At 65.1% G+C, this 16,367-nt stretch carries 18 protein-coding genes, 3 tRNA genes and 1 pseudogene; 6 read left to right on the top strand and 16 right to left on the bottom strand.

The genetic code is table 11. The annotated features are described in order from the left end of the window. The first annotated feature begins 102 nt into the window (after positions 1-102). Positions 103-627: a DUF937 domain-containing protein gene (locus tag Q0653_RS11065; protein WP_298745049.1), complete on the top strand. Its 525-nt coding sequence runs from the start codon at positions 103-105 to the stop codon at positions 625-627. A gap of 14 nt (positions 628-641) precedes the next feature. Here the strand turns inward: Q0653_RS11065 and tilS are convergent, their stop codons facing one another. Beyond that, the gene (gene tilS / locus Q0653_RS11070) at positions 642-1,631 is read right to left on the bottom strand and encodes a tRNA lysidine(34) synthetase TilS (protein WP_298944617.1); all 990 of its coding nucleotides are present in this window, start codon (positions 1,629-1,631) and stop codon (positions 642-644) included. A 266-nt stretch (positions 1,632-1,897) separates the two neighbouring features. On the opposite strand from tilS, the gene Q0653_RS11075 reads away from it, so the two are divergent. After that, positions 1,898-2,431, top strand: coding sequence for an inorganic diphosphatase (locus Q0653_RS11075; protein ID WP_261606250.1), 534 nt, complete (start codon positions 1,898-1,900; stop codon positions 2,429-2,431). Between the two features lie 60 nt (positions 2,432-2,491). Here the strand turns inward: Q0653_RS11075 and Q0653_RS11080 are convergent, their stop codons facing one another. Further along, positions 2,492-3,901, bottom strand: a complete 1,410-nt coding sequence (locus Q0653_RS11080) for a M23 family metallopeptidase (protein ID WP_298944618.1) — start codon at positions 3,899-3,901, stop codon at positions 2,492-2,494. 205 nt (positions 3,902-4,106) lie between these two features. On the opposite strand from Q0653_RS11080, the gene Q0653_RS11085 reads away from it, so the two are divergent. From Q0653_RS11085 to Q0653_RS11100, 4 genes are all read left to right on the top strand, one after another. Then, positions 4,107-4,179: transfer RNA gene (locus Q0653_RS11085), tRNA-Glu, on the top strand. 26 nt (positions 4,180-4,205) lie between these two features. After that, positions 4,206-4,279 (top strand) — tRNA-Asp (locus Q0653_RS11090). Between the two features lie 69 nt (positions 4,280-4,348). Beyond that, a tRNA-Phe gene (locus Q0653_RS11095) sits at positions 4,349-4,421 on the top strand. A 365-nt stretch (positions 4,422-4,786) separates the two neighbouring features. Then, the gene (locus Q0653_RS11100) at positions 4,787-5,806 is read left to right on the top strand and encodes an Abi family protein (RefSeq protein ID WP_298944619.1); all 1,020 of its coding nucleotides are present in this window, start codon (positions 4,787-4,789) and stop codon (positions 5,804-5,806) included. A gap of 248 nt (positions 5,807-6,054) precedes the next feature. Here Q0653_RS11100 and Q0653_RS11105 read toward each other — a convergent pair whose 3' ends face one another. The 14 genes and pseudogenes from Q0653_RS11105 to Q0653_RS11165 form a co-directional block, all read right to left on the bottom strand. Next, a complete protein-coding gene (locus Q0653_RS11105) occupies positions 6,055-6,528 on the bottom strand; it encodes a sigma-70 family RNA polymerase sigma factor (RefSeq protein ID WP_298944620.1) in 474 nt (157 codons plus the stop codon). A gap of 50 nt (positions 6,529-6,578) precedes the next feature. Beyond that, the gene (locus tag Q0653_RS11110; protein WP_298944621.1) at positions 6,579-6,911 is read right to left on the bottom strand and encodes a hypothetical protein; all 333 of its coding nucleotides are present in this window, start codon (positions 6,909-6,911) and stop codon (positions 6,579-6,581) included. A 407-nt stretch (positions 6,912-7,318) separates the two neighbouring features. After that, complete coding sequence (locus Q0653_RS11115; RefSeq protein WP_298944622.1) at positions 7,319-8,125, bottom strand: metallophosphoesterase; 807 nt, start codon at positions 8,123-8,125, stop codon at positions 7,319-7,321. A 20-nt stretch (positions 8,126-8,145) separates the two neighbouring features. Further along, on the bottom strand, positions 8,146-8,505 hold the full coding sequence (locus Q0653_RS11120) for a hypothetical protein (protein WP_298944623.1): 360 nt from the start codon (positions 8,503-8,505) through the stop codon (positions 8,146-8,148). Then, positions 8,505-9,149: a hypothetical protein gene (locus Q0653_RS11125; RefSeq protein WP_298944624.1), complete on the bottom strand. Its 645-nt coding sequence runs from the start codon at positions 9,147-9,149 to the stop codon at positions 8,505-8,507. The genes Q0653_RS11120 and Q0653_RS11125 overlap by 1 nt, the downstream gene beginning before the upstream one ends. Before the next feature lie 183 nt (positions 9,150-9,332). After that, positions 9,333-9,524 carry a hypothetical protein gene (locus Q0653_RS11130; RefSeq protein WP_298944625.1) on the bottom strand — a complete coding sequence of 64 codons (192 nt, stop codon included), beginning with the start codon at positions 9,522-9,524 and terminating at the stop codon, positions 9,333-9,335. Continuing rightward, a complete protein-coding gene (locus Q0653_RS11135) occupies positions 9,521-10,648 on the bottom strand; it encodes a site-specific integrase (RefSeq protein ID WP_298944626.1) in 1,128 nt (375 codons plus the stop codon). The genes Q0653_RS11130 and Q0653_RS11135 overlap by 4 nt, the downstream gene beginning before the upstream one ends. 222 nt (positions 10,649-10,870) lie before the next feature. After that, on the bottom strand, positions 10,871-12,235 hold the full coding sequence (locus Q0653_RS11140) for a replication initiator (RefSeq protein ID WP_298944627.1): 1,365 nt from the start codon (positions 12,233-12,235) through the stop codon (positions 10,871-10,873). Beyond that, positions 12,222-12,644, bottom strand: a complete 423-nt coding sequence (locus Q0653_RS11145; RefSeq protein WP_298944628.1) for a hypothetical protein — start codon at positions 12,642-12,644, stop codon at positions 12,222-12,224. Before Q0653_RS11145 ends, Q0653_RS11140 begins: the two co-directional genes overlap by 14 nt. Beyond that, positions 12,641-14,044 (bottom strand): FtsK/SpoIIIE domain-containing protein, encoded by a 1,404-nt coding sequence (locus Q0653_RS11150; protein WP_298944629.1) that lies wholly within the window; start codon positions 14,042-14,044, stop codon positions 12,641-12,643. The genes Q0653_RS11145 and Q0653_RS11150 overlap by 4 nt, the downstream gene beginning before the upstream one ends. Beyond that, a complete protein-coding gene (locus Q0653_RS11155) occupies positions 14,044-14,442 on the bottom strand; it encodes a plasmid replication, integration and excision activator (protein ID WP_298944630.1) in 399 nt (132 codons plus the stop codon). Before Q0653_RS11155 ends, Q0653_RS11150 begins: the two co-directional genes overlap by 1 nt. Before the next feature lie 98 nt (positions 14,443-14,540). After that, the gene (locus Q0653_RS11160; protein ID WP_298944631.1) at positions 14,541-14,963 is read right to left on the bottom strand and encodes a hypothetical protein; all 423 of its coding nucleotides are present in this window, start codon (positions 14,961-14,963) and stop codon (positions 14,541-14,543) included. Positions 14,964-15,053: 90 nt separating this feature from the next. Further along, positions 15,054-15,290, bottom strand: a pseudogene (locus Q0653_RS14075) (GntR family transcriptional regulator); the annotation flags it as partial. A gap of 828 nt (positions 15,291-16,118) precedes the next feature. Then, positions 16,119-16,361, bottom strand: coding sequence for a hypothetical protein (locus tag Q0653_RS11165; RefSeq protein WP_298944632.1), 243 nt, complete (start codon positions 16,359-16,361; stop codon positions 16,119-16,121). Positions 16,362-16,367: the final 6 nt, after the last annotated feature.

Consider the following 16,367-nt stretch of genomic DNA (forward strand, 5'->3'; position numbering starts at 1 on the left):
GTCCGGCGAGCGAGCATCGCAGGGTGACACCGCTCCCACATCACCCCTAGACTGTCGCGCAATCGGGCAGGACGCCCGCGGGGACAACGTAGGGAGCCTGGCGTGGCTGGACTGGATGACATTCTCAAAATGCTGCCGATCGATCAGATCGCCGCGAAGCTCGGGGTCGACCCGGGAACGGCCGCCGCCGCGGTCGAGCAGGGCGGCGGCGCGATTCTCAGCGGCCTGCAGAAGAACGCCGAGACGCCCGAGGGTGCGTCGGCGATCGAAGCCGCGCTCGGCAAGCACGCCGGTGTCGGCGACGCGGTCGATGTGGATGCCCTGGACACCGCCGACGGCGAGAAGATCCTCGGCCACGTCTTCGGCGGCCGGGAGCAACAGGTCGCGCAGAGCCTCACCGAGGCGCCGCAGACCGCGGGCATCGACTTCGGCAAACTCCTCCCCATGCTCGCGCCGGTCGTGATGGGCATGCTGGCCAAGAACCAGTCCGGCGGCGCGGCCTCGGCGGGCTCAGGCGGCGGCATCGGCGACCTGATCGGCGGTCTCCTGGGTGGCGGCGGTCAGCAGACCGGCGGCGGCTTCGACATCGGTGGCCTGCTCGGGGGCCTCTTGGGCGGCAAGAAGTAGCGGATGCCGCAGCGTTACGCCGCGGCGGTGAACTCGATCACCGCGCCGCGGCGTGACGCACGGCAGCCGGGCAGGTCGATCGGACCCTGCCCGCGCCAGTCGGTGACCAGCCGCGCGACTTCGATCGTCTGCGCTCGGGTCAGGCTCTGACCGAATTCGCTGTGGACGACGTGCCGGATGATCCGATTCCGGAGCGCCGCGGGGTTGGCCGCCAGTGCCGCCACCGACACGGCGATACCCGCTTCGGCCGGCTCCACGATGTCTTCGATCGTTTCGTCGATCATCTCGGCGAACGCCGCGGCATCCTCCCGCAACTGCTCGGCGGTGCGCGCCAGCGCCTCGGCGACGCCGGGGCCGAGTCCGTCCTCGAGCACCGGCAGGACGTCTTGACGCACCCGCACCCGCAAGAATCGGCGATCGAGGTTGTGCGGGTCGTGCCACGCGGGAAGCCCCTGCGCGACACACGCGGCCCGGGTCGCCTCGCGGCGGACCCCCAGGAGCGGACGCAGCCAGACCAGGTCGTCGTCGTGGCGAAGGGGGGCCATCCCCGCCAGGCTCGTGGCGCCGGAGCCGCGGGCGAGGCCGATGAGGACCGTCTCGGCCTGGTCGTCGAGCGTGTGCGCCAGCAGGATCGTGCGCGCGCCAGCGGTGTATGCCGCATCCCGCAGAGCCGTGCGACGCGCGTCACGCGCGGCCGCCTCGAGTCCGCCGTCCCCGCCGACCGTGACCCGGACCGTGCGGGCCTCGAGCCCGAGCTGCTGTGCGGCGGCGACCGCTCGCGTCGCGACGATGTCGGAACCGGACTGCAGCCCATGATCGATGACCACCGCCGTCGCCGCTATCCCAAGCTTCGGCGCCTCGAAGGCGACCGCTGCGGTGAGGGCGAGCGAGTCGGCGCCGCCGGAAAGCCCGATCACGACCGGCCCGTCGACGCCGGCGAGCGCTGCCCGCACGGCGCGGCGGATCTCGGCGACGGCGGGATCGAGGCCTGGTCGGTGCTCCATGCCCCCACGCTATCGCCGCGATTGCGCCTCTCACTCGGCCGCGCCGTCCGCTGTCCCCCGCCCCCCCCGGTCCGTATTCAGTCTGCGCGCATGCCACTTATCCCGCTGAACCCCGGAAGGACGAGGGTGCGGCGACATCGTGTCAGCAGCGAGACTGAATATGGACCGGCCAGTCCGCAAGCCGGTGGCACCTGGGCGCCCGGGGACCCGGCGCACTAGGCTGGTCGACGGCATTCCGCCACGACTTTTCCCGAAGGAGCAACACCATGGGTGCGTACGACGCCGTCATCGAAATCCCGCGGGGCAGCCGCGTCAAGTACGAGGTCGACCACGGCACCGGCCGGGTCTTCCTCGACCGCATCTTGTTCACCCCGATGGGCTACCCGGCCAACTACGGCTTCTTCGAGAACACGCTGGGGGAAGACGGCGACCCGCTCGACGTGCTGCTGCTCCTCGACCGCGACCTGTACCCGGGCGTGCTCGCGAAGGTCCGCCCCGTCGGCGTGCTGAAGATGAGCGACGAGGCCGGCGGCGACGACAAGGTTGTCGCCGTGCTCGCGAAGGACCCGCGCTGGGCGCACGTCCAGGACGTCGACGACCTCGACGAGTGGACGAAGGGCGAGATCAACCACTTCTTCGAGCACTACAAGGACCTCGAGCCCGGCAAGTGGGTCAAGGTCGACGAGTGGGCGAACGCGGCCGAGGCCGAGCGGCTCGTCAGCGAGGCGTTCGACCGCTTCGAGGAGCACGAGGGTCAGACCAAGACCCAGGGTGAGGGCGAAGCTCCCAACAGCCTCTGAGCTGTGAACGAAGAAGAGCGGATGCCGTGGCATCCGCTCTTCTTCGTTTTCGGGCAGCTGTCAGACCGAGACGCCGCGGTTGCGCAGGAACGGCGCGGGGTCGATCCGGACGCCCCCCGAATACACCTCGAAGTGCAGGTGGCAGCCGCTGGAGGCACCGGTGCTGCCGACATATGCGATGACCTGGCCTGCCGATACGGACTGGCCGACACCGACCGCATAGCCACCTGCGCGAATATGCGCATATCCGGTGACGATCCCGCCACCGTGGTCGATTTTGATGTAGTTGCCCCACGAGCCGCTGTAGGCGGCGAAGATGACGCGTCCGCTGGCGGCGGCATAAATCGAGTTGCCGCAGTTCGTCGCGAAGTCGATTCCGCGATGGTCGGTCACGCAGTATCCGTTGCCGCAGATCGTGCCGCGACCGCCGAACCACGAGCTGATCCAGCCGGAGGCCGGGCGTGCCCAGCCGCTCCCGCCGGACTGGCCGCCGGTGCCACCGCTGCTGCTTCCGCCGCCACCACCGCCGCCGCCTGCCGCGGCTGCCGCGGCTGCCGCTGCAGCGTCGGCAGCGGCCTGGGCGGCTGCGGCTGCGGCCGCCTGGCGTGCGGCTTCACGGGCCGCCGCTTCTCGGGCGAGGCGCGCCTGGCGCTCGGCTTCAACGCCAGCCTGATAGTCGGCGATCGTCTTGGCCGTCGTGTCCTTGAGGGCCGCCAGCTGGGCCTGCAGGGTACCGAGGTTCGCGGTCTGCGCGTCGAGAGCGGCCTGGGCGGCGGTGGCGGCATCCTGCGCGGCCACCATCTTCGCCTCGGCCTCCTTCTGCAGCTTGTCGCGCTCATCACGGGCGACGGATGCCTGGTTGCTCAGGTTCTGGGCATTGTCGCGCGCGCTGACGGCGTCGGCATAGATCCCCCGGTTCGCCGCGACGAGCTTGTCCATCGTGCCGAGCTTGGCGAGCAGGTCGTCGGCGCTCGCGGCAGAACCCGAGAAGAAGAGCTCGAGCGAGGCATCTTCGCTGCCGTTGCGATACTGCTGGGCAGCCAGGCGCCCGAGCTTGCCGGCGCTCTCCTGCGCACGGGCCGCTTCCGCGTCGGCCTGAGCCTGAAGGTCGGTCGCGCGGTACGCGGCGTCTTCGAAGGCTTCCTGCGCGGCGACGTATTCCGCGCCGAGACGCTCGGCCTCGGCCTGTTTGTAGGCGACATCGGCCTGCAGGGAGTTGATGAGTCCCTCGATGCGGCTCACCTCAGCGGCTTTGCTCGCCTCGTTGGACTTGGCGCGCTGCACGTCATCCCAGGAGGGATAGTCAGCGGCGAACGCCGCCGGCCCGAACGCGAGGCCCATCGCACCCACGCCCAGCACACCGAGGCCGATGGCCGCACGTCGACTCAGGGGGCCACGCAGCGCGCGAAGCTCTCGGGGCGTCGGCGCGCAGCCGCAGTCCTCCGCAGACACGCCGTCGTCGACACTCACCTCGGGCCCTTCGGTCGGGAACGCAACTCAAGCCACACTAACAACACCCGTCACATTCGCACCAGAGACGGATGCCGGCACGGCGAGCACCCCTCATCCTCACGTGTTCTCGGGCAGATCGAGGCCTCCCACGCCCTCGATTTCCGGATCCGGAGAAAATTGCATATGCTTGAGCGTCGGTAAGCGTGAACTTCCGGGTTCGCTCGGCCCCATCGTTTAGCGGCCTAGGACACCGCCCTTTCACGGCGGCAGCACGGGTTCGAATCCCGTTGGGGTCACACTTACGACATAATTTAATACGCATGGCCCTGTAGCGCAGTTGGTTAGCGTGCCGCCCTGTCACGGCGGAGGTCGCGGGTTCAAGTCCCGTCAGGGTCGCTCTGAGCGACGGGCCCTTTCTTTGAGAGGGCCTTTCGTTTCAGGAGTGACATTCTTCGGATGCCACTCGGCTCTGTAGCTCAGTTGGTAGAGCGCACGACTGAAAATCGTGAGGTCACGGGATCGACGCCCGTCGGAGCCACTGGCCCTTCTTCAGGCTTCTACTGGAGGAGGGTCTTTTATTTTGCCCGGTCAGACCTGATTTCCGAGCGCTCGTTGATCGAGCGCATCTACACTGGACACCCCAGTCGGATGGCCTCGTCTCTAGTTCGACAAGCGTCTTGGGCCGGAAATGGGCCGGGAGCGGCTCAAGAGTTGGCGCGATCGGTAAGTCCGGCGTCGCTTCCCCCGTTCGGGATCAGATCGGACACCACCCGTCACGGCGAGGGCTGTTGACTCTTTACAGCCCTCTGTCGGCGGGCTGTGCTACGTTTGCGGTATCAGACATCGCCCCCCTCTGAGCTTCGGCTCAAGGGGGCGATTTTCATTGTGCGGTATACGTTGAGTGTGGAGTACACCAAAGATTTCCGGGAACGCAACGAGTTGTTGGATCAGCTCGTCGAGCGTGGACTCGAGGTCCCGGATCAACCAGCTGCACTGCAGTTCCTGACTCGAGTCGGCTACTTCCGCTCGGGGGCGTACCGATACGTTCTGCGCGAACTCCTGCCATCTGAGCAGATCAACCCGAAGCTTCGAGAGTTCCGCTCGGACCGTTACGTGGCGGGCGCCAGCTTCGATCACGTCGTTCAGCTCGAGGCTTTCGACTTCAAACTTTCACGTGTCTGCCTCGAGGGGCTGTTGGACTTTGAAGTGCGCGTTCGCGCGGCCATTGCTCACACTCTGGCGGCGCGCGACATCTCGGCCCACACCCGCATCGACTGCCTCGACGAACGGATGTGCAGTCGGCCAGCCAAGAACGGTACGAAGTTCGTGGCGTGGATGGAAACGTGCGAGACCGCTATCACGGCCGCGGCCGAGGATGAGGACTTCATCGCTCATCACCTCCTCAAGTACCCGGAGCAGCCGGTACCGATCTGGGCGCTCACCGAGGCGCTGAGCTTCGGGAAGCTACCCTTCCTTTTCGAGCTCCTGAAAACGGAGGATGCCCGCGAGGTTGCCCGGTCCTTCGGTTTCGAGCACCCGCGCCCGTTTGGAGCGGTGCTCCGCATGATGGTGGATCTCCGAAACACGTGTGCTCACGGTTCCCGCTTGTTCAATCGAGTATTCAAGCGCTCTCTGTCGCTGAAGAGCCACGAGACCAAGGGCGTTCTGCTCGATCACGTCGTGGGCGAGGACTTCACGACCTCACCGAAGCCGCAGCAACGTGTCTACATCTACGCCGCCGTGCTCGCCTTCATGCTTCGCTCTCACGTCGCCGGCACGAACTGGCACATGAGCTTCAAGACGCAGGCGAGAAAGCTGGATATCACGCTGAGAGCCCCGGACGACACACTGGTCGTCTCGCGAGAAAGGAACATGGGGTTCCCCGTCGGATGGGAACAGCTAGAGCTCTGGAGCAGTTCCTAGGTCGTGTTGCCAGACGCGGCTCGCATTATCGGGGCGAAGTCGCTCCCAGCAAGGGATGCAGATCACCTCGAGGTGTGACTCGCCGGCGGTACGGGGATGTGAATGGGTTCTGTCGGTGGCAGCTCGAGGTCAGACGGACGCGGTTCGTACACCAGTAGTTTCCTTCTCTGAATGGGTTTTCGCAGGCGGCCGCAGTGCTTCGCGAAGGGAGAAAGGGCAACCGTCGATGACATTCCCGGTTGCGGCCGCTACGTCTTCATCTCACTCAGATTGATCGTTGAGTCGACGCTGAGTGCGATACGGAGCGTGTCGCGTGCGCGTCGATACCTGCTACGCACGGCGGTGAGGGGGACACCCAGAATGTCTGCCACTTCGGGCAGTGCGAAGCCGTCCCAGTGCACAAGCTTGACGATCTCCGCGAGGTTCTCGTCGAGCCGATCGATCGCGTCGCGCACATCTGCGCCCTCGTCCGCGCCGTTTGTGGCCCGGGTGAGCGACATGGTGCTACGTAAACGGTCGACGAGCGCCAGCCGCCTACGTTCACCGCGTGCATGGTTCAGCAGCGTGCCCCGAGCTATCCCGAAGAGCCACATTCGAGCGCCCTCCGAGTCGGCAGGGAGTTCAGCGACCCGTCGCCAAGCGACCACCATTGTCTCGCCCAGGAGATCAGGAGCATCGTCGGGTCCCACGCGCCGTTGGAAGTACGCCGCGAGGGCCGGCATCGCATCAGAGAGAGCGATAGTCAGCCGGCGGGCGGGTTCCGAAGCGCGCGCTACGCGTCCGGGTCGAGACACTCGCCTTCGCCCTTCCACATGTCGATCGACCCCGGCGGGAAGCCCTGCCGTTCGAGCTCTGCCTGGGCCGCGAGAACAACGGCAATGCTCATCGCAAAGCGATACTCATCGTCGGAGCCGATCTGTGAGCGGTCGTACTCGTCGTACGAGCGAACCTGTGCCAACGCGGCGTCGATATCGACGAGCGAGACCACATCCGCGGACGCCAACCAGGTGCGTAGCGCGTCGGCTGCTGCCTTGTCGTTGACAATCGGGTCTCCCGACGTCTCCGTGCAGACGGCGCCGCTGGGCACCGTGTACTGGACGGTCACGTAAGGATCTTGGACGCCTGAGAAGAACCAGTCACGCACATCGGGGCTGGCGAACGCAGCGGCACCACCGCCGCCCAGGAGGGCCAGAGTCAGCCCAGTCGCCGTGACAGCACGCGTCGCTCGAGGCGCCCTTACCCCTGCCCCGCGGCGAGCAGCGCGGACCACCGTGCGCCGAGCGCGGCCCGATGCATCGAACCTCGTCCGAGGTGCAGCGTCCTCAAGCAACTGGTCAAGCGGATCAATCGACATGGTTTCCTCCAGCGGTGACAGTCTCACTCAGTACATGTCCACCGAAGACACGAATGTGCTGAGGGCAGATCAACGTAAGTCATCTCGTACATCGACAGCGTGCTCGACCGAGGTCAGTCGGAGGATGCTCGCCTCGTTTGGCGAAGCGTCGCGAGAACTTAGCTCATTCCACCCTGGACCTCGGAGTTGAGCGCATCGACGACGTCGCCGATCTCGTTCAACTTGAGTAGATCGATCGGACGAGCGCCGACCAGGTGGGAGTTGTGGCCGCAGAGCCATGCAGCGGCCGCCTCAGGCCGGTAAAGACGATGTAGCAGCGCCGCGACCTCGTTCGGAATCTCCACCCGAGTAGGCGAGTGCTCGCCTCCGAGCCACCGATCGATAACGCCCATAGCGACGGGGCGGAACTCGAAGGCGTCGACGCCGACGTGGAACTGGTTTCCGTCTGGTCCATGATCCCGACTATGCGTGTGACCGTGCAGCAGCGGGATCCCCTTATCGATCGGGCGGTGCTTGCTGTGCCGATCGATCTCCTGAGAGTCGCCCCAGTACGGATAGTGCGATGCCATGAGCCGATGGCCTCGGCGTGTGCCCTCGATGATCTCAGGCAGGATCACCCAGCCCGCAGCCTCGTAGATCGGCGCGAATCGCTCGATCGCTTTCCGCGACTGCGTGGCCGACGAGACTCGATCGTGGTTTCCCGGCACCAGATGCCGTCGCCCGTTGAGCTGAGCGGTCAACGCCACGCTGTCGTTGATCGGCCCGAGCGCGACATCACCGAGGTGGAGCACCACGGCATCGGTCGGAACGACTGAGTTCCACCGCTCGATGAGCGCGCTATCCATCTCATCGACAGTCGAAAAGGGCCGGCCGGCGAGCTCACTGATGCGAGCGTGGCCGAAGTGGTGGTCGCTCGTGACGAAGTCGACCGCGTCGAAGTCGAACCATCCACGTTCAGCGGGCATCCAATCCACTCCCTTCGACCTCAGGCGTTCCAGTGTGCGCTCCGCGGGGAGGCGCCGTCGGCGAAGCGTCGGATGAGCTTTCGACCTTTACCCAAGCCTGCCTCCACTCCGGAATGATCCACGACGTACAGCGTGAACACCTCCCGGCCGAGATCGCGATCGAACCGCGCTTCGGTGGCCGCTTCTACGAGATTCCAACTCCGCACCTGAACGGAAGTCCGGCCCGCGCGACCGAACGTGTACGCCGCCTCCAGATCGGAGAACCAGAACCACTGCTCCTCAAGGCGAACGCCGAAGCCATTCGCGCGCTCGACGGTCGGCGTGCTCTTGGGTCGGTCGAGCCGATCGATGATGACGATCTCGTCATACTCGACGCGCATCACGACTCCTTCCTGAAGACGCTCATATCCCAGCCGGGCGACTTTTGATCTTCGATGAGAGAATCACGGACCACGGACAGGGGCGGCGGCACGAGCCAATCCGACCAACGCTCTGTCTCCCCCTGATCACCGGTGGCGAAGCGATCGGGCCGCTTCCAGGCATCCCAGACCAGCTCGAGAACGTGATGCTCTACGACGAGCGCAGCCCACCGATTTGCTGCCTCGATGGAATCAACGAGTTGCCCGCGCCTGCCAGCCAAGCGGTGTACGCGCGTGCTGCCGATCCGAGTAAGACCTACCTTGAACGTCGCCTCGGCAGCGAAGTGGATGAGGTAGACCAGGTGCGGCTCCCACCACCCACGCTCCACATTCGAGAAGTTGCCAGGAGCAGCCAGCTCGCGCCGCGCTAAAGCCAGCCAGTAGTCCCGCATCAGCTTCAGTTCGTCCAGCGATTGACCGCGCTTGAATACCTCGAACACGAATGTCACGGTCTCGGAGGGAAGGTCGACGTCCGCGCGACGATCGGCACGCAACCACGCCCTGCCCTGAGGGGTCTTCGGTATGGGGCGCCACCAGTCCACGTTCTCGAGAGCATGCGTCGGGAGGGGGCAGCCGATGACCTTCTCGATCTCGGCGAACGACATGACGGCGCATTGGTCCGGACTCACGCCGCTCAAGTAGTCGCTCAGCGGCGAGTACCTCTGCTCCTGACGCGTCAGCGCTCCTGAAGTGTCTGTCATGACCTTTCCCTTCTTGTGTGAGGCGCGGATTCGCCCACTGCATATAGGCCGCCGATTGCGGCGTTCGCGGACAAGAAAGCGTGAGATTCATTCCCAGAGCGCAGAGCGCAGTTCGTCGATCTGATCGACAGAGCGGGCAAAGTAGTCAGTCTCCGGGCCGTCAGCGAACGTGTCTCGATGTTCCAGCAGCGTCGCGCGGTAGTCGTCAACGGCGTTCGCGAGGATTGCGAACAGCTCAGGGTTCTCGAGCAGCGCCACAAGACGCTCGTTGCCGTTCATCGCTCAGGCTCATCGAAGAGCGAATCGATTGCATTAGCGGCGCGCTGCGCGACGTCGGAGCGGGCGTGGCTGTACCGCTCAGTCATCTGCATGCTCGAGTGCCCGAGGATCGCCTGAACGTCGTTCGCAGAGGCGCCGGCATCGAAGAGCAGCGTGGCGAGCGTGTGGCGCAGATCGTGAATCCGCAGATCAGTGCGATGCAGCTCCTTGCGCAGCGCGCTCCAGTCAATGGCCCGACGCACGTTCGACGCGTTGAGCCGACCGCCCCGAGGTCCAGTGAAGACGAGGTCGCTGCGACCCTTGCCGAGCACCGAGGCCGCCAGGTAGGGGACGAGCGCCGCAGGAATCGGCACAGCCCGCTCTTTGTGACTCTTGGGCGTCACCTCGAGTGTCTTGCCGTCGTTCCCAATGGTGAAGGAGCGCCGCACATGAATGGTTCGCTGGCCGAGATCGATGTCTTCGACACGCAGCGCAGTGGCTTCGTTCGCGCGCATGCCTGTATAGACAAGACCGGCGATGTAACGACGATGTGGCTCGCTCGCAATGGCCGCCAGTAGCAACGGCACCTCCGAAGCCGTGAGCGCTCGTGAACGCAGACTCTTCGGAGCATCGTTGCGCGGCCGACGGGCAAGCCGAGCTTGGTTCAGAGGAACGATGCGCGCCCGCACCGCGCCGTCGAGAAGTCGACTGAGCACAGAGAGCGCATCGATCCGAGTGGAGCTACTTCCCGACCATTCCGCAATCGCCGCTTCGATCTCACCGGCGGTCAGCTTCTCGAGCTTGACGTGACCCAGCCATGGCTTCACCCTCAGACGCCATGCCCGCTCGTAGGCGCGGGAAGTAGACGGGCGGATGCTGTCGGCGATGACAGCCCAGTAGCGCGCGTGCCACCCGATCAAGGTCAGGCTTCCATCCGGGAAGCGCTGCGCCTGAGTCTCGGCTCGGAGCTTCTTTGCCTCCGACAGTGTTGCGACGTAGAAGCTGCGCTCCCGCCACTCGCCGTTCATCCCGACAGCCCACACGCGCACTTGGTACTTCTTGCGGTCTTCGCGGTATCGGATGCCAGCGGGTAGCGCGCGACGCGTCTTCGGATCGATGCGCCCCACGCCGTCACCCGTCTCCACGAGTACCACCCGCCTCAAGGAACTCGTCAACCGTCGACGAACGCCACAGCATGTGCTTGCCCATGTGCGCATCCGGAAATGGAAACCTGTTCTGCCGACGCAGAGAGTCGAAAGTCGACAGCGGCACACGGCATCGAGCGGCGGCCTCTCTACGCGTCAGGTATCCCGTGGCATCTACCTCGGGCGTCGCCCCAGTTTCGGCGACGATGGTGGCTCCTATGGTCATGGCGTTCTCCTTTCGTGGGTTTGGTATCGGGCACGTGCCCTGTCGTTGCGCCACTCGCGCGCGGCGTTAGCTGCTTCGGTCGCAAGGACCTTGTCACCGTCCGTGAGCCACCCCATCCCGGCGTAGGACCACGAGCCGATGACCAGCACCTCATCCGGAGTGACGTCTTCCTTCGGCCTGACTTTGTCGAGCAGCGCACTGAGACGCCACGCGCGTCGAGCACCCCTGAGCGCACCGAGAGTCACGGAGTAGCGGCGCGACTTGGTCGAGAAGTGACCGCGGAATCCGAGCATCCCGTCCCACTTGTGCAGCTGCGCGTATGGCCCCTCTGCGTCCACGAACTTTGCGAGATGCCGCACCGTCTGCTTGACGCGCTGGATGTGTGCACGACCGCCACTCGCAGAGTCGAGGTCTTCCGTTGCCTTTGTCGCGTACTTGGCGATGTACGCAGCGACGGCACGATCGGAGAGAGAGCCGTCAAGTCCGTCGCGGCGAACGATCACGCGGGCATCGAACTGCTTGCCCCACCGGAGTTCCCGCGACCCGTCATCGCCAGGAGCCGGCGCGGCAATGACGTTGGTCTTCTTCACCGCGGCGCCGATCGCCTCGATGAGGTGCGACGTCGTGACGGATGCGGGAGCCGGCGGAAACGGATCGACCGGGTCGACGCCGTCGAGACGAATGATGGCGTGGAAGTGCACCACTCCCCTGCGCTGGAACTCGGCGACCTTCGCGAATTGCACCCGCACAAGTCGCGAAGCGGCGCGCTGAGTTACGCCGAGTGTGCGCGCCAGCTCCCGACGCAGCCGGATGGTGAACCGGCGCCAGAGCTCTGGCGCGTGGTACTGCCAGACCACCTGTCCGACGTAGTCGTAGCAATCAGGGCAGACGGCGTCGCCGCGTTGCGGGTCGTCTTCGGCGTGGGTGCAGCGACAACCTCTCGACATCCCGTGCTCACAGGTTCCGTCGCGACGATCAGTGGCGGTTGTGTGAACTGCGCCAAAGGATGGCGCCGTCAGCGTCAGGAACACCATCGGATGAGTTGCGACCGCTTCAGGAACCTCCTTCATCCCGCCCGCGGCGCCGGCCATGATCATGTGCCAGGTGTCGCCCTTATATTCGTGGCTGCACGATGCGCAGCGGATTGCGCGACGATTTCCGCAGCGGGTGAAGGTGATTCCGTCCGGCTCCCGCGACGACGCGTAGTCGGCGAGAATCTCCCCAGTGGGCTCGTGCAGCGTCGTCGACGAACCGACAAGCCGCACGGGATTGTGGCAGTAGCCCGTGGCTGCTGCGTTGCCCATCCACCGGTCATAGTCCGGGCTCCGCAGACGGCGAGCGACGGACTCAGCGAGAGGCATCTGTCACCACCACAGGGACAGCGCAGCCGATGTCGTACGTGACGGCGGAGAAGTAGTCGTCGTACCAAACGACCCGGCAGATCTCGTCGGCCTCCCCCAGCTCGCGGCGCAGCTCTTGCCACTTGAGGATCTCGGCATCCGAGCACGTGTCGTTCGCGATCATCGGCCCGTAGAGCTCGATTTCGTCGGTGTCGACTGTCGGCGCCGTGAACTCTGCCCGCTTGACCTTCGCGGTGCTGTCCCAGTACTCGCCGAGGTTGCACGGAGCTGTGCGGAACGCTGGCTGCGGGTAGCTGACGGGTGCCGTTGAAGCGACAGATTCGCTCGGTGAGAGGACACCACATCCGGACAGAGAGGCGGTGAGGACGACCGCGACAGCGGCCGTGACGAGAGTTGCGGACCTGTTCATGATGCTTCCTTTCGTGGGGCGCGACGGGGTTGCCGCGGTGCGCGGGCCGGACGTTCCGGAGCCTCGGGCGTTTCTGGGATGACGACAGGGATCTGCCGCGGTGCGGGGAAGCGGGCGGACGCATCGCGGATCATGTCGTCAGTGATCAGCCCGGCGCGAACCCGCTCGGGAGGAGCGCCGCCGTCTGGGAGTACGTAGGCGACACCGGGAGAGTCGGGTGAGATCTTGTGGCAGAGGGCACCGGCCGCGACCGCCCCGTCGCCGAGAACCATGGCTGTCTCCAGGCCGTCGCGAAGACGAAGGCCGACCGTCTGCGTGAACAGACCTCGAGCCGGCAGCGTCTCTTTGCGTGGGTCCTGAAGGCATGCGAAGACGATGAAGCCGACAGCGCGTCCCTGAGAGGCGAGCGTCGCGATCGCGGAGTTCGCGCGGCGCATCAGCTCGCGGTCGGTCTCATACGCAGTGAGGGCGGCGAGCTCATCGATCAGGATGACGACCGTGGGGCTACCGGGCGCGGCCACATGTTGCCGTGTGCGCCCAGCGAGTTCTCGAGCTCGCGCTTGCATGGCCTCGACGGCTTCCTCGAGCAGGATGACGGAGCGCTGAGCGTCGGCGGCGAAGCGGGTCAGCAGGGTCTGGCCCATGGCCAATTCCATGCCGCCCTTGCGGTCGATCCCCCAGATCTCGACGACGCCGGCATGAATAGGTTGCGCGAGCCCCAGTAGAAGCCCCCACACGAGGGATGCTTTGCCACTGCCCGACGCGCCGGCAACGAGGGTGTGCGGACCAAGCCGTAGCCGCCACGCAGCGCCCGTGTTGTCTCGACCCATCACAACGGTCCGCCCGTCCCACGGTTCGCCGTAGCCGAGGCTGAAAGGCTGCGCCAGAGCATCCGCGTATTCGAGCCGGAGCATCAGCTCACCGATGCGCGACCCCTGAACGATCGCCTCTCGCGCGCCGAACGCCTGAGCGAGGAGGCCTGTGTGCAACTGAAGGTGCTCGCGACCCAGCCCCTGGGGAATGGAGACCTGCACTACACAGGTCCACCCCTCCCACCTCGGATAGCCCACGCTCGCGAAGACCACGCCGCCGGACATGCTGCGAGCAGAGAGCCCGAGACGCATCGCGATGTCTGGCCACGAAGCGACGATGTTCCGTGACACATCACGTCGCCATTTGTCGGCGTCGACACGCGGCATGCGCTTGTGGGTGACCACCACCCAGACGACCAGGAGGCTCGCCACGATGGCGAGTGCCCAACTGAACGACGCTTGAACGGCTGGAATGAAGGCCAGCCACCACATGCCCCAAAGGACAACGAGCACCCACCAGCCGCGCCGCCAGAGGAGATCAAACTCGTCTCCCCACGTGCGCAGGCCGCGCGGCGTGGTGGTAGCCATCACTCGCCGCCGCGCTGCTTCGGGGCGGGCTTCATCTCTCGCGCCCGGAGCGAGAAGGCCACGCGGGGCCGACCCTGGCCCTCCTTGACGTAGGGAGTGACGGTGAGTCCCTCGAAGACCGCCGGCCGGAACGGCAGACCGTTCATCTCGGGCGGCAGTGTGGGCTCGGAAATGCTGGCGATCTTGACAGTGACCTCGCCCTGACCCTTCTTCGCGTCGGGGTCAGCATCAATGACACGGACCTGCCAGAGCGGGTGTCCAGAGATCTTGTCGAGATCTTGTCCCTGACGCTGGCCGTCATCGGACCACTTGACGATGGGCTCGACGATGCCCACGACGAAGGCGCCGCTGGGAAAGAACGCGTCGAAGTTCACCGGGATTGCTGACTGGATTGCCATCTTGAGCTCCTTGCTAGCTTCTCTTATCTAGATAGGTTGCTACCAGCGAGTGCCGGTTCGTCCACCTGCGACAAGTAGATCCTATCTAGATAGGCTTGTCAAGATAGCTGCACGGGAAAGCGGCTGTCCCTAATCGTCTCCGCCTTGACGACTTCTTCCGCGCCGCTGAACCCCAGGTGCGTCGTGACCAGAACCGGGAGATCGCGCGGGATTGACAGCGCCGCGACTTCTCTCGGAGTGGCCGGTCGAGCTGAGATGAACTCGCTCACTTTGTCGACCTGCTCGAGGGTGAGACGCAGGCGCTCCAAAGCGTCGCCAGCGTTGACGCCCACGTCGGCGAGGGGTGACTGCCAGTCGATCGCGTAGCGGGTGAGCGCATATCCGTCACCGTGCGAGAACTCGAGGGTCACCCGCCCCGTGAAGCCACTGCGCGCTTCCGACGACGCCGATGGGAAGGCCTCCACCTTCACGTCGATCGCACCGATGTCCCCCGCGTCTCCTTCGTCTGGCGGGGAGGGCATCTCGCCGATGAGCGCCGGCCTCTGCGTGGAGTGAATCCCAACTGTCCTCAGAGCCGTACGCAGCGGCGGAGGTGCAGAGACGTAGACTCCCCGACCCTTCTCCGAGACAATTCGTCCATCAGCCCGCAAGGAGTTGAGCGCCTCGCGGACAGTCATCGGCGCGACCGCAAAGTGCCGGGACAGCTCAGGACCGGACGGAAGCATGTCCCCCGATATAAGAATGCCATCCTCGATCAGCCGCAGCAGGCGGTCCGAGATCTGCCGATACAAGGGCACGTCAGAGTCGCGGTCAAGTTCGCCAAGGTCCGACAGCCCAATCCTGCTCATATCCAGACAGGCTAGTCCATACAGGTGACGCCCACCACGGAGTCCCGAGCTGTGAGAACTTTCCTTACTCGTTCAAGGCCGGCCTTCGGCCGGCGACACCGCTGAGCGGCTCGCTGCGGTGCGTCCGGTCCTCGCTTCGCTCCGGTCCGGGCGCTCCTCGCGGGCCGCTCACCACACCGCGACAGTTGATATACCAGCCGGACGCGCGGATGCTAGGCGCACTTTGTCGCGGTGCTCATCTGTTCGATATCTACGATGCGGACCTCAACGAGTGCATTGCCGACATCCAAGACGTACGTCTCATCCGTTGACGACTCGAGAATCCCACATACCGTGATTCGGTCGGTCGAGATGCTCAGGTAAGTCGGCACCGCGCTAAGTGTCGCGGAGACTCCAACTCCTGACACCCCGAGAATCGCTGCAGTAGCGGTCAGCCACATAGACCACTGGAGGCAGCGAACAACTGTGGACGTCTCGTTCCTCTCCCAACGCTCGAGCGCTGCCGGAGAGTCGGCCGCAACAAACCGTGGCCACCCTATCGATGCGCGAATGGCCAACCCAATCGCCGCGAATCCGGCGGCGAAAGCCAGGCCCGCAATTGCGATGACAATGCCTCTCGCTGCACTCGGCAGGTTGACCAAAAGCTCAGATCCACCGACGATCGTGCCGGCTATCGCAAGAGCGCCGGAGACGAGACCGGCATTCCGCCAACGCTCCGCTGAACTTCTCACCGACTGGAGACTCATCGCCGACTGCTGCTTTAAACGCCGAGACTGAAGCACCTCTGTTTTCGTTGGTGCCGGCAGAGGCCGAATCGCTGGCTTGGACTCAGACACGGGTAATCAGCACCTTCGTCGACATGCCGCAACCAGTCTCCCGTTTGCGTCCGTGACCATGACCGCAGTTGCACTCGACAAGCACTTCCCACACGGCGGCTTTGTCAAAACTCTGTCCGACAAGAGCGTCAGTGTCGACCGCGACAAAGCGTGTCGGCCACTCCGTTCGGATCACGCCGTGACAGATGGGACAGGGGCCTTCGACGATGACGAGGTCGACGCTATCCAGATTCACGTCGAA

It is taken from the genome of uncultured Microbacterium sp., from assembly GCF_947488465.1.
Lineage (GTDB): Bacteria > Actinomycetota > Actinomycetes > Actinomycetales > Microbacteriaceae > Microbacterium.

Excerpts from the sequence above, each read along its gene's own strand:
- tilS (WP_298944617.1), bottom strand. The coding sequence starts at position 1,631 with ATGGAGCACCGACCAGGCCTCGATCCCGCCGTCGCCGAGATCCGCCGC.
- Q0653_RS11075 (WP_261606250.1), top strand. The coding sequence starts at position 1,898 with ATGGGTGCGTACGACGCCGTCATCGAAATCCCGCGGGGCAGCCGCGTC.
- Q0653_RS11105 (WP_298944620.1), bottom strand. The coding sequence starts at position 6,528 with ATGCCGGCCCTCGCGGCGTACTTCCAACGGCGCGTGGGACCCGACGAT.
- Q0653_RS11115 (WP_298944622.1), bottom strand. The coding sequence starts at position 8,125 with ATGCCCGCTGAACGTGGATGGTTCGACTTCGACGCGGTCGACTTCGTC.
- Q0653_RS11120 (WP_298944623.1), bottom strand. The coding sequence starts at position 8,505 with ATGCGCGTCGAGTATGACGAGATCGTCATCATCGATCGGCTCGACCGA.
- Q0653_RS11125 (WP_298944624.1), bottom strand. The coding sequence starts at position 9,149 with ATGTCGTTCGCCGAGATCGAGAAGGTCATCGGCTGCCCCCTCCCGACG.
- Q0653_RS11130 (WP_298944625.1), bottom strand. The coding sequence starts at position 9,524 with ATGAACGGCAACGAGCGTCTTGTGGCGCTGCTCGAGAACCCTGAGCTG.
- Q0653_RS11140 (WP_298944627.1), bottom strand. The coding sequence starts at position 12,235 with ATGCCTCTCGCTGAGTCCGTCGCTCGCCGTCTGCGGAGCCCGGACTAT.
- Q0653_RS11145 (WP_298944628.1), bottom strand. The coding sequence starts at position 12,644 with ATGAACAGGTCCGCAACTCTCGTCACGGCCGCTGTCGCGGTCGTCCTC.
- Q0653_RS11150 (WP_298944629.1), bottom strand. The coding sequence starts at position 14,044 with ATGGCTACCACCACGCCGCGCGGCCTGCGCACGTGGGGAGACGAGTTT.
- Q0653_RS11155 (WP_298944630.1), bottom strand. The coding sequence starts at position 14,442 with ATGGCAATCCAGTCAGCAATCCCGGTGAACTTCGACGCGTTCTTTCCC.
- Q0653_RS11160 (WP_298944631.1), bottom strand. The coding sequence starts at position 14,963 with ATGCCCTCCCCGCCAGACGAAGGAGACGCGGGGGACATCGGTGCGATC.